The organism is Halorubrum rutilum (assembly GCF_024494565.1).
On record NZ_JANHDN010000008.1, the window covers coordinates 69,187 to 81,583 of the forward strand.

A 12,397-nucleotide genomic window follows, 5' to 3' on the forward strand; every position below is an offset into this window, starting at 1 on the left:
TAAGTGCTCGGTGCGGGACCGAGGCGTATGAACGAGACGCTCTCTCGGCTCGCCGACACCGGCGTCGTCGCGGTGCTGCGCGGGGTCGAGGCCGATCGGCTCATCGAGATCACGGAGGCGCTCCGCGAGGGCGGGGTCACCACCGTCGAGATCACCGCGGACACGCCCGACGTCGCCGGGAAGCTCGGCGAGGTCGCGGGCTCGTTCGGCGACGAGGTCGTCGTCGGGACCGGCACCGTCCTCGACAGCGAGACCGCCCGGACCACGCTGATGGCCGGCGCGGAGTTCGTCGTCTCGCCGAGCCTCCACGAGGACGTGATCGAGACCTGCAACCGCTACGGCGCCGTCACCGCGCCCGGCGTGATGACGCCGACGGAGGCGATCCGCGGCTACGAGGCCGGCGCCGACTTCGTGAAGGTGTTCCCCGCGAAGACGGTCGGTCCGGACCACCTCGCCGCGATGAAGGGCCCGCTCGGCCAGATCCCGATGATGCCGACCGGCGGCGTCGGTCCGGACAACGCCGGCGACTACGTCGAGGCCGGGGCGTTCGCGGTCGGCGCCGGCGGCGCGCTCGTCGACTACGACGCGGCCGAACGCGGCGACTACGACGAGATCACCGAGACCGCCCGGGAGTTCACGCGGGTCGTCGCGGAGGCGCGGACCGACGACTGAACGGGAGCAGCGTCGCGTCGGTCTCCGGAATTTCAATGGCATGCCAGACCATGCCAAACAGACAATAGCGCGAGAGGCCGACGCCGAGACGGCTTCCAGCCCGCCCGCACGACGAGAGGCACACCGCTGGGAGTCGTCCCGAGAACCCTGTCGGCACCCGTTTCCGAGCCCGCCGGCGGAAATCCCCCCTCTCCCCTCCTCCCCCGGCGGGCCGGGTCACGCCGTCACGGTCCGTGCCGCGGCGGCGGTCGCGGCGCGTCACATGAAGTCCGCGATGCCCGACTGCTTGTTGGTGTCGTCCTCGAAGATCGATTCGAGCGACTCCTCTAACACCTTCAGCCGCTGTTTCGTGTAGGGCCGACAGCCGAACCGGTCGGCGACCTCGATCGCCGTGTCGACGTACTTGTTCACCGACCCCCGGTGGACGGTGAGGTTCACCCGGCCGCCGCACTCGCGGCAGTCGCCCGAGAGTGGCATCCGGCGGTACTTCTCGCCGCAGTCGAGACACCGCGTCTCCTGCCGCGAGAACGCCCGGAGGTTCCCGATGATGTCCGGGAGGAAGTGGTACTCGATGACCCGCTCGGCCACGTCGGTCTCGTCGACCGCGCGGAGCTTCCGGGCCAGCTCCAGCTGCGCGTCCATCTTCTCCATCATGTCGCCGAGCGTCTTGTACGCCGATAGGTCCGGGCCCATCGCGATATCCGTCGTGTCGTGGGTGTGGTCGAACCCGTGGTACTCGTCGTCGGTGCCCAGCGTGTCCTCGCCGAGCTGAATGCGGTCCGCCAGCTCCTCCGGGTCGGTCAGATCGAGCGTCGCCTCGTAGAACTCGCGCGGGTACTCGCGCACGATGTCCATGTTGTGCGCCTCGTCGTCGATCTCGGAGGGATCGATCCGCGAGGACATCACGAGCGGGGCGTCCATGGAGTTGTGAGCGTACAGCCAGTTGGCCGTGAACACCGGGTCACCGCCGACCTGCAAGTCGTAGAGGTGGCCGTCGTAATCGATGCGATCTACGTCGGTAACCCGGAGATACGCGAGGTCACCGTCAACGAGCGGACGGATCGCGTCGAGATTCTCGCGTGCGACGGGTGGGAGGTCGCGCTCGTCGAGCGTCCCGACGATCGACTCCAACTGTTCGAGACTGATGTTTTCACGTCGCTTGAGGTATTTCGGGATGAGCTCGGTGATACCCGAGATGTCCATGCGCCTGATTTCGAGGAGCTCCTCAGGAACGCCGACCGTGAGACTCTTCGGTTGATATGGATCCTCGCCATTGAGGACGCGTCGAAGCGGGTTGTCCGATGCCCCGCCGGAGACGGTCACCGTGTAGATCCGTTGTCGAGGCGTCTCTCTGTCGCGCGTCGAGACGTTGGCAACGATGCCGAGTCGGTGGAGCAGGAAGACGATCCCGTCTTTGAGGTCTTCACTCGTCGTATGGAATCTGATCGACGTGTGATTTTCGTCGGTCGTTTCGCTCCCGTCTCCAGTAATGAATCCACGTAAGAACGACCGTACCACCGATCGGTCGCCGCGGCGGATCGGTTCGGGAACGACCTTTTCGCTCGAATCGTACGACTCCTCGTCACGGAAGCCGAGTTCGAACAAGACGTCCTCGAACACGGCCGGGAACCCGATTTCGTACGCCTTGTTCGACCACCGTACCGACGGTTCGACGCCGAGCGTATCCGTGATGATGCGCTCGGCCCGTCGGACGACCTCCTCGTCGGCGTTGGTGATAGTTGGTCGAACGGACGAGGTCGATCCCTCAGCGGCGAACAGTCCGAGAAGCCACGAGAAGTCCTCGTTCATCGGGATATACCGCGAGACGCCCTTCGAGGATCCCTTGCGACCGATCTGCGGGTTCCACTCGGCGCGCCAGTTTCGTGATACCCCTTCGATATCACGGAGGGTTCGCAAGGCGACCTTCTTTTTCGAGAGTCGATACGAGAGTCCGCCGTCGAAGGCAGCGCGAGCGTCACTTCCCCACGGCGCCTCGTCCCACACCTCTCGGAGATAGGATTCAACCGATTCGTCGATGAACACGTAGGGGTCGTCGACGCACTCCGCGACGTCGACGACGTTGCCGGCCTGCGGCTCGACGTCGAACTGCTGTGGTGCGACGACGAGGTCGCCGACTTCGAGGTCATCGCCGGCGACTTCTTCGATACCGTCATCGTACCGAAACAGACTGTGATTCGGCGTGATATCGAGCGATCGTCCGAACTGCGTCTCGACCCTGAGCAGGGTCTCGTCCTCGTCGGCGCGGTATCGGATCGCCTTCTCAATCGGTTGGAGACTCGACTCGTGACCCTCGTCGAACGTGTACGTCTGCCAGCCTTCGTGTACGCACGTTCGTTTCTTGAACTTTCCATCGACTTCGACGGGCGATTCGAGCTCGTTCCAGAACTCCTCGAATGTGAGGTATCGGATCCGCCCCTGTGGATCGCGAGCGACGAGTCGGGAGTCCTCGGCGACACTGCCGCCACGCTGATCGGGGAGGTACTCCTTCGAGAAGTTGAGAAGTCCGTCCATGAGCAGCATTACGCAATCCTCGTCGCCGTCACACTGAGCGACCAGTAAATCGTTCGCCGCGAGCGTGTGCGTCTCGGCGACCGTGAGATTGTAGGTGTATTCAACGTCGCTTTCGAGGAGTTCGATCGAATCGACTACGTCCGGCTTAATCCCTCCGTCCGCAGTCACATCAGCGGTGACGGCCGCCGACGTCTCGTAATCGACAGTCGTCGCTGGAACCAAATCACCGGACTCCAGTTCGTTCGCGGCGACCTTCTGAACACTTCCGTCCTCGACTCGCAGCATCTCGTGGTCGGGCGTCACGCGAATAGAGCGTCCACGCCGAGTCTCGACCCGAACGAGATGGTCCTGACTCGGGTGTTTCGAGATAGCAGTCACCGACTGTGTCGACCTGTTTCCGCATTCGTCGATCGAAGGGACTTCGATTGAGCCATCGAGTTCGTCCACGAGCGTTCCGAAGTCGTCTGTCTCAGGGTCATCCAACCAATCCTCAACGAAGGTCTCGATACTCTCGCGCTGCCAACCCGCTTCGTCTCGGTACTTGATCTCCGTCTCCGGGTGGAAGCAGTTCCGCCGTTTCGCGGCGTGAAAGTACGGATGAGCGTATCCGACGGCGGCCGACGTGAATCCCACCACTCTCCCGACAGTCGCGGCGCTCGTGTGGGGGGCCATCCCGAAGACGAGCTCGCCGACGAGGTCGTCGCGCTCGTTCACCTCGTAGAAGCGGGGGAGCCCGTAGAACTGTTCGAGGAGGTCGTCGACGAAGTCGGCGGTCCGCAGCATGTGCTCGGCGGCGCCGTCGGAGAGGACGATGTCTTGGACCCGGAGCTCGACGAGCTGGTCGTCGTGGCGCAGCGGCTCGCCGTCGATGTCGGTCTCGTAGCCGATCTCGCGGAGGTGGTCGGCGGTGACGTCGAGCTCCTCGGGCCGGACCGACGTGACCGGGAGGTCCGTCATGTCGTATCTGACCGTGCCGTCCTTGAACGACGTGACGCCGTTCTTCGCGCGGAGGATCCCCTTCTCGATCGGCTCGGGGGTCTTGTTCCGCGAGGTGAGCCCCTGGACCCCCTTCAGGATCTCGAAGGAGGCCTCGCGCTCGCCGACGGTCTCCAGCGCGGAGCGGTAGGCGTCGTTGAGGTCGACCTCCTGGTACGTCGCCGCCCGCACCTCCCACTCGCAGCGCGGGCACTCGACGCGGCCGGCCTCGTCGGGCTCGCAGACGGTGCCGCAGTCGTTGCACTCGTAGTGGGGCTCGGTGTGGACCTCGCAGTCGGGACAGCGCGCCTTGTACGTGTGCTCGCCGCAGTCGGGACAGACCCGGTCGGAGACCTCGACCTCCAGCCGGCCGCGGTGGCCCGAGTCGTCCATCACGCTCGCGGCCTCGGCGACGTCGCGCTGGGGGCCGCCGGCCTCGTTGATCGGGAACAGGGTGTGGACCGCCGGGGAGAGGTCGCGGCTCTCCGACTTCTCGGGCCGGCCCATCCGGTTGCCGATCCGGGTCGGCGCGCGCTCTCGTATCTCGAACGGCGCGACCTCGTTGACGGCCTTCACGGCGTTGTCGCCGTCGGCCCACTCGCGGGCCGCCGCCGAGAGGTCGTCCGCGCTCCACGTCTTCCGGAGCCCGTCGTCGACGCCAAGCGACCGCGCGAGCGGGCGCCACGTCGGGATCCGGAGCGCGTCGGGCGTGGCGGTGTGCTCGACCAGCAGCGCCTCCAAGGCCGTTTGCGTCGCCTCCGTGCGCTCGATCGCGAGGACGCCCTCGACCACGTCGCCGTCGGCGACCGCCTCGGCGAGGGCCTCGAACGCCGCGACCGACACGTCGTGCCAGAGGTAGGTGTACTCGGGATGGAGCGGGCAGTCGTACTCGCGCGCCCACGCGAGTGCCTCGTCGACCTCGGGGTGTTCGAGGTCGACGTGGGGGTCGTCGCGCAGGGCCTGCACGTCGGCGCCGGCGTCGGCGAACTCCTTGACCCACCACTCGGAGACGTACGAGGCGGGCGCGAGCGGGTGGTTGTTCTCGACGAACTCCCCGTAGTTGACGAGGTACTCGCCCAGGTCGAGCACCTTCTCGACGCCGTTGCGGACCTCCTTCGCCTCTTCGGGGTCGTCGATGCGCCGGACCTCGCCGTTCGCGAGCCGGACCGTCGGCCCCTCGATGGAGTCGACAGGGACGACCCCGTGGGCCTTCCCCGGGCGCTCCGTCTTGATCTGCGTGCCGGCCGCGAGGAAGTCGTCGACGAGGTGCATCGTCGCCGGGTGGACCCCGCCGGTCGCGAACCCGTGGTTGCGCGCGCGACCGTACCGGAGCCGGAAGCCGCCCGCCTCGCTCGGATGGGTGAACACGGGCCGACCCGCGATCAGGTCGCGGAGGAACTTCTGCGAGGGCTTCGCGCGCGGCGGGCCGTCGGGCTCCTCGCCGCCGGACTCGCCTCCCTCGTCGCCGGCGTCTCCGGCGTCGTCCGCGTCGGTCTCACCGCCGTCCGCTCCCGGTTCGCCGTCATCCTCACCGGACGCCGCCGCGTCGCCCTCGCCGGCCCCGTCATCCCCGATCGTCCCGTCGATCAGGTCCTGGAGCCAGGGCCAGTCGACCTCGTCGAGGTCGCGGGTGTACCGCTGGATCTTCGGGGCCTTCAGCGCGATCCCCTCGGCGGCGACGAGGCACATCCCGCCGCGCGCGGAGTTCGTGTCGACGCGCTCGAGGTCGCGGAAGCCGGAGACCTCCTCGTCGCTCGTCGCCTCCCCGTCGAGCATGACGGGGATGTGCTCCGCGATGAACTTCGACTCCTTGTCCTTCGGCGTGTACTGGAGCCCGGTGTCCTTGTCGTAGAGGGCGATCTCCTCGGCGTAGCGCTCGACCTCCACGTCGCGCGGCTTGTACCGATCGATGCCCAAGAGCGATCGGGCGTAGTCGGCGACGAGCACCGACAGCGCCTGCGCGGTCCCGCCCGCCGACCGGATCGGTCCGGCGTAGTAGACGTTGACGAACTCGGTGCCGTCGTCGTTCTCCAGGAGCTCGACGCGGTCGATCCCCTCGATCGGGGCGGCGACGACCCCCTCCGTGAGCAGGGCGACCGCGGTCCGGACCGCGCCCTCGACCTTCCCGGCGCGGGAGTCGTAGTCGCCGACGGTCCCCTCGACGAAGTCGGTGACGAGCTCTAAGGCCGCCTCCTCGCGGGACATCTCCCCTTCGAGCTCGCGGACGCGCTCCGCGACGCCGTCGATGCCGAGGATGTTCTCGACGCGGTCCGCCATGTCGCGGGCGACGGGGATCTCCACCTCGGGCTCCGGGTCGTACCCCTGCCCCTTCGCCGTCTCCGCGAGCTCCAGCGCCTCGTCGAGCCGGTCTTCGATCCGGGCGAAGTAGCGCTCGTCGTCGGGCCTCATCGCCGCGAGCGCCGCCTCACAGCCATAGGTCGAGGTCGGTCGTCTCGTCGTGCGACCGCTCCAGCGGCTCGTCGAACGCGCGCAGGTGACACTCGCCCGCCCAGACCGTCCCGGAGTCGAGGTGCCCGGCGAGCGCCTGCCCGCTCGGGCGCGACAGCACGGCGTGGGTGTGCGCGAACACGTCGCCGTCGAGCAGCGAGACGTTCCCGACGCATGCGGCGACCTCCAGCGGCTCGTCGAAGGTCACCGACCGGTACTCGGTGTCCTCCTGGTCGTAGAACCAGACGTCGGCGTCCTGCACGGCGCCGAGCGCCGTGAACCAGCCCGCCTCGACGTCCTCCGCGCGGGCGAGGTCCTCGATCTCCTCGCGCCAGTCGGCGCCGGTTTCGAATCGGGCGACGTACTCCGCCGTCGTCTCGACTTCCCGGTGGTGCATAGGAATCGCCCACGGTCGCCGAGGGCAAAAAGGCTTCAGTCGCGGTGTCGCGGCCGACCGGATCCGAATTGGTATAGCGAATACGGGTTTATTCTTCGAACGCGGCTTCACAGCGGGAACGCACAGATCCGTCGCTAGGGGAGCAGAGGCGTCGGAAACGAGGAATCGAGAGGCGACGCGCTTAGAACGGGGCCTGCGGACCTTCGTCGTCGCCGCCGTCGTCGGTCGTCTCGCCGGGGAACGAGGGAGACATCCCGCCGCTGCTGGTCCCGCCGAGGTCGCCGTCGGCGCCCGAGTCCATGCCCGTGTCGGCGTGGACCGTCTCGATCTCCGGGATCTCCTTGACCATCCGGGACTTGATCGCCTGGATCGTCATCGGCGAGATGCCGCAGCCGGAGCAGGCGCCCCCGAGCTGGATCGTGACCTCGCCGTTCTCGCGGTCGAGGTGGCTGATCGCGGCGCTCCCGCCGTGCATCTGGATCTGCGGGAAGTTGCGCCGCAGGAAGTTCGTGATCCGCTCGCGGAGCTCGTTTTCCCCGTCGGCCGTGTCCGTGCTCATGCCAGCGAGTTGGCGGTCGGCGGGCTTATGCCTTTGGTTCGACCGAACTCGAACCGCGAGAACCGGCGTCTCGAACGACGAATCGGGGGGAGACGCTACTCCGGCCGGTCGACCTGGAACGTCCGGTGGAGCTCCGCCTCGATCCGCTCGACGTACTCCTCGAGGGTCTCCTCGAACGTCTCGTCGTCGACGAGGACGCCCTCCAGCCGATCGCGGGGGTTCTCGGGGAGCTCGACGCGGAACTCGCCGTCCTCGTAGAACGGCTCGGACTCGTTGAGGATGGTCTGGTCGATCCCGTGGATGAGCTGGGAGTCGTGACGCTCGTTCATGTGGTTGAACGCGTTCTTGTACGCCCGCTGGAGCTCGTTGAAGTAGTTCGCGTACTTGTCCTCGAACTTCTCGGGGTCGAACTCGTCGGCCATGTCTCGTCGGACGGCCCGACGAGGAAAAAGCCGGTCGATCGCGGGCGGGACGCCGGAAAACGACGGCAAGCGCCGCCTCGGAGCGCTGAGAGGCGCCGTTACCGAAAGGCGGAAAATACGGGGACGAGCGCTTGGTGAATTGTATAGCGCTATATCAAAACCGCGCGAGTGCGGATCCGCCGCTCGACCGAGGTCGACGGAGACGCGCGAGAGACCGCGTCCGCAACGGCGACTACCGCAGCCGGCCGAGCAGCCGGTAGTCGCGGTCGGGGTCGTACCGGCGGAACAGCAGGCTGTTCGTCAGCACGCTCACGCTGGAGAGCGCCATCGCCCCCGCGGCCAGCGCGGGCTGGAGCAGGCCGAGCGAGGCGAGCGGGATCATCAGCGTGTTGTAGCCGAGCGCCCAGACGAGGTTCTGTTTGATCTTCCGAAGCGTCGCGTCCGAGACGCGGATCGCCTTCACCACGTCGAGCGGGTCGTCGCGCATCAGCGTCACGTCGGCGGCCTCGATCGCCACGTCGGTGCCGCTCCCGATGGCGGTGCCGACGTGCGCGACCGCGAGCGCCGGCGCGTCGTTGACGCCGTCGCCGACCATCATCGCCTTCCGGCCGTCGGCCTGGATCGCCTCGACGGCGTCGGACTTGTCCTCCGGCAGGACGCCCGCCCGGACGTTCTCGGGGTCGATGCCCACCCGCTCGGCGACGGCGCGGGCGGTGCGCTCGTTGTCGCCGGTGATCATCATCACGTCGATCGCGCGGTTGCGGAGGGCCGCCACGGCCTCCGCGGCGCTCTCCTTGACCGTGTCGGCGTCGGCGACGACGCCGATCAGCTCCCCGCCGTTCGTGTCAGCGGGCGCGCGAGCGACGAGCATCGCCGTCTTCCCCTCGCGTTCGAGACGTTCCATCGTCTCGGTCGCGGCCGAGGCGTCGACCCCCTCGTCGGCCAGCAGCTTGCGGTTCCCGACGAGGACCTCGCTCCCGTCGACCGTCGCGCGGACCCCCTGTCCGGGGACGTTCTCGAACGTTTCCGGCTCGGGGACCTCTAGGCCGCGTTCGCGCGCGCCCTCGACGATGGCGCGGGCGAGCGGGTGCTCGCTGTCGCGCTCCGCGGCGGCGGCGAGCCGGAGCACCTCGTCCTCGGCGTCGCGCTCGGCGTCCGGAGTCGCGGGGTCGGGATCGGCGTCCGAAGTCGCGGCGTCGCCGTCCTCGGACTCGGCTCGCCGCGCCGCGCCGCCGTCGGGGACCGGGTCGCCGTCGCGGTCGAACGCGACGACGTCCGTCAGCTCCATCTCGCCCTCGGTGAGCGTCCCGGTCTTGTCGAAGACGACGGTGTCGACGTCCCTGGCGCGTTCGAGCACGTCGCCGCCCTTGAACAGGACGCCGTGGCCGGCGCCGATCGCGGTGCCGACCATCGTCGCGGCCGGCGTCGCCAGCCCCAGCGCGCAGGGGCAGGCGATGAGCACCGCGGAGGCGAAGACGACGATCGCGAACTCCGAGACGGAGACCGCGCCGCCGGCGACCGCGGGGCCGCCCGCGACGAGCCCCCACAGCGGGAGGCCGTTCACGAACGCGGCGAGCGCCGCGGGGAAGCGGTACCAGACGGCCCCCCACAGCAGGGCGTTGACGATGACCGCCGGGACGAAGTACGCCGAGATGCGGTCGGCGAGGTTCTGGATGTCGGGCTGACGCGACTGCGCCTCCTTGACGGTCCGGACGATCCCCTGAAGCGCGGTGTCGGCGCCGACCTTGGTCGCCTCGACGACGAGCGCGCCGTTCTCGTTGATCGTCGAGCCGATCACCTCGTCGCCCTCGCGCTTCTCGACCGGGACGGCCTCGCCGGTCACCATCGACTCGTCGACCGCGCTCCGCCCGTCGACGACGACGCCGTCGGTCGGGATCTTCTCGCCCGGCCGGACCTTCATTCGGTCGCCGACCTCGACCTCGTCGACCGGGACCTCCTCCTCGTCGCCGTCCTCGTCGATCAGGGTGGCCCGGTCGGCCTCCATCTCCAAGAGCCTCCGGAGCGCCTCGCCGGCCCGGCCCTTCGAGCGGGCCTCCAGGTAGTTGCCGAGAGTGATGAAGACGAGGATGAGCGCCGCCGTGTCGAAGTAGAGGCTCCCGGCGATCGCGCCCGAGAGCGCCGCGACCGAGTAGGCGTACGCGGTCGTGGAGCCGAGCGCGATCAGCACGTCCATGTTGGCGCGCCCGTTCGTCACGAGCGCCTTGTAGGAGTTCTCGTAGAACGGGCGCCCCAGGACGACCTGCACGGGCGTCGCGAGCAGGAACTGGACCCACCCGATCCGGATCCCGAAGACGGTCTCCGGGAAGAGCGCCCCGTCGAACAGGAGGTGGTCGGCCATGAACAGGAGCAGCGGCGCCGCGAGCGCGGCCCCGAAGAGCGTCAGGCGGAGCTGCCTGCGGACCTCCTCCTCGCGGGCCGCGTCGCGGGCGTCCCGTGGGGCGTCGCTCTCGCCCGTCTCCGCACCGGACTCTCCTCCGTCGGCCGCGTCACCTCCTCTCTCCCGGACCGGCGAGTAGCCCGCCGACTCGACCGCGTCGTAGAGGTCGCCGGGCGAGGCGTCGGCGGGGTTGTACCTGACCCGCGCCTCGTCGGTCGCGTAGTTCACGTCGGCCTCGATCACGCCCGGCGTCGATTCGAGGGCGTCGGCGTTGGCCTCCGCGCAGTTCGCACACGACATGTCCGTGATCGCCACGGTGACGGTCTCGCTGACCGCGCCGTAGCCCGCGGCCTCGATCGCGTCGAATATCTCGCCGAGCGACACCGCGTCGGGGTCGTACTCGACCGACCCCTCGTCGGTGGCGTAGTTGGCGTTCGCCGAGACCACCCCGTCGAGGTCGCCGAGTGCGTCCTCGATCGTCGCCGAGCAGTTGGCGCAGGACATCCCCGTGACGTTCAGATGGGCTGTTCTCGTTGGCATATCTATTACTACGTGTCCCTCCCTTAGGCGGTTTTCTGCTTCGCGATCGGGGGTTCAGATGGGTCGAAACCTTCGAATGCAAAGCGGCTACCGATCCCGAGAGACCGAGGAAAGGGAAGAGGAGAAGTCGGAGCGATTGAAGACCGTATTTAAAAAGAGGGCGGTGGCGCGCCGGTGAGCGCCCGTGAGGGCGCGAACCGCGCGCGAGGGAGTCGCTGGCGGCGCCAGCCGCCAGCGACGAGGCTGGGGAGGCGTGAGGCTGCGGTGCTGTGCGGGGCGGGTGGGACTCAAAGGGGCGGCCACGAGAGGCGCGGAGGCGACGTAAGCACCGCAAGGAGGGAGCGAAGCGACTGACTGAGGAGCGCAGCGAGCGTGCGCGCCTCTCGCGGCCGGGGCTTTGGCGGTGTTCACCGACGATCTTTCGATGGGCCCTTATAAACGAGCGATTGGGGAGTTTCAGGCGTTCACCGACGATCCGCGGTCACCCACTCATGCAGCGTATCACGCGCCCCCCTCCAGTCGCTGGTACCGCTCTCTGAACCGCGACAGGCAGGACGGACAGCAGAAGTGGTACACCTCGCCGTCGATCCGCGCCGTCTCGCCCTCGCTGTCGACGGTGTTCGAACACTCCGCGCAGGTCAGCGCGAACTCCACGCCCTCGACCGAGGGCGTCCACTCGAACTCGTCGACCAGCGTGACGGCGTAGTCGTCGACGGCGACCCCCTCGAACAGCCCGGCCACCCACTCCCTGACGTTCCGCCCCTCGACGCGCCCGTACACCCGCAGATCGCCCTCGGCCGTGACGAAGACGTGTCCGACCGCGTCGGCCTCGCGGGCGCGCTCCCGCGCCGCGTCGAGCGCCTCGGGGCGGTTCGGCGGCAGCTCCGCGTCTACCAGCACGGGGACACCGGCCCGGAGCTTCGTCCGGTCGACATCGACCGTGAACCCCTCGATGACGCCGGTCTCCTCCAGCCGCGTGACGCGGTCGGAGACTGCCGGTCCCGACAGCCCCACGCGCTCGCCGATCTCGCTGAACGGGCGCCGGGCGTCCGCGGCCAACAGCGACAGGATCTCCAGGTCCGTCTCGTCGAGGTCGCGCATGGGGTCGGGTACGGGCTCGCGATACAAGACGGTTGCCCGGGTTCGCTTACGATTCCAAAGCGTGTGCCGCGATTGAACCGGACTCGCGAAGCGGAAAGCGACAAACGTCCGCCGGCCCTATCGTCACTCGTCATGGGCCGAACGATCACGGTCGAGGGAATGTCGTGTGGACACTGCGAACGGAGCGTCGCGGAGGCGCTCGAAGGCGTCGACGGCGTCGAGCGCGCGACCGCCGACCGCGAGAGCGCGTCCGCGACCGTCGAGGGCGACGCGGACCCGGACGCCTTGGTGAGCGCCGTGAGCGAGGCAGGCTACGACGCGTCCGCTTGAGCGGGACGTAGCGGTCGACTCGC

General features: G+C 68.3%; 8 protein-coding genes. 2 read left to right on the forward strand and 6 right to left on the reverse strand.

The window, feature by feature from the left end; all coding sequences use genetic code 11:
- Positions 1 to 27 precede the first annotated feature (27 nt).
- Positions 28 to 672 carry a bifunctional 4-hydroxy-2-oxoglutarate aldolase/2-dehydro-3-deoxy-phosphogluconate aldolase gene (locus tag NO900_RS15290; protein ID WP_256409899.1) on the forward strand — a complete coding sequence of 215 codons (645 nt, stop codon included), beginning with the start codon at positions 28 to 30 and terminating at the stop codon, positions 670 to 672.
- A 258-nt stretch (positions 673 to 930) separates the two neighbouring features.
- Here the strand turns inward: NO900_RS15290 and polC are convergent, their stop codons facing one another.
- The 6 genes from polC to NO900_RS15320 form a co-directional block, all read right to left on the reverse strand.
- Positions 931 to 6,588 (reverse strand): DNA polymerase II large subunit, encoded by a 5,658-nt coding sequence (gene polC, locus NO900_RS15295; RefSeq protein WP_256409900.1) that lies wholly within the window; start codon positions 6,586 to 6,588, stop codon positions 931 to 933.
- Between the two features lie 16 nt (positions 6,589 to 6,604).
- Complete coding sequence (locus NO900_RS15300; protein WP_256409901.1) at positions 6,605 to 7,024, reverse strand: PPC domain-containing DNA-binding protein; 420 nt, start codon at positions 7,022 to 7,024, stop codon at positions 6,605 to 6,607.
- A 181-nt stretch (positions 7,025 to 7,205) separates the two neighbouring features.
- Entirely contained in the window at positions 7,206 to 7,583 is a 378-nt protein-coding gene (locus NO900_RS15305; RefSeq protein ID WP_144799984.1) for a NifU family protein, read from the reverse strand.
- 95 nt (positions 7,584 to 7,678) lie between these two features.
- Entirely contained in the window at positions 7,679 to 8,005 is a 327-nt protein-coding gene (locus NO900_RS15310; protein WP_256409902.1) for a DUF5783 family protein, read from the reverse strand.
- Between the two features lie 232 nt (positions 8,006 to 8,237).
- Positions 8,238 to 10,943, reverse strand: coding sequence for a heavy metal translocating P-type ATPase (locus NO900_RS15315; RefSeq protein ID WP_256409903.1), 2,706 nt, complete (start codon positions 10,941 to 10,943; stop codon positions 8,238 to 8,240).
- A gap of 501 nt (positions 10,944 to 11,444) precedes the next feature.
- Complete coding sequence (locus tag NO900_RS15320) at positions 11,445 to 12,044, reverse strand: AsnC family transcriptional regulator (RefSeq protein ID WP_256409904.1); 600 nt, start codon at positions 12,042 to 12,044, stop codon at positions 11,445 to 11,447.
- A gap of 132 nt (positions 12,045 to 12,176) precedes the next feature.
- On the opposite strand from NO900_RS15320, the gene NO900_RS15325 reads away from it, so the two are divergent.
- Complete coding sequence (locus NO900_RS15325; RefSeq protein WP_256409905.1) at positions 12,177 to 12,374, forward strand: heavy-metal-associated domain-containing protein; 198 nt, start codon at positions 12,177 to 12,179, stop codon at positions 12,372 to 12,374.
- Positions 12,375 to 12,397 lie beyond the last annotated feature (23 nt).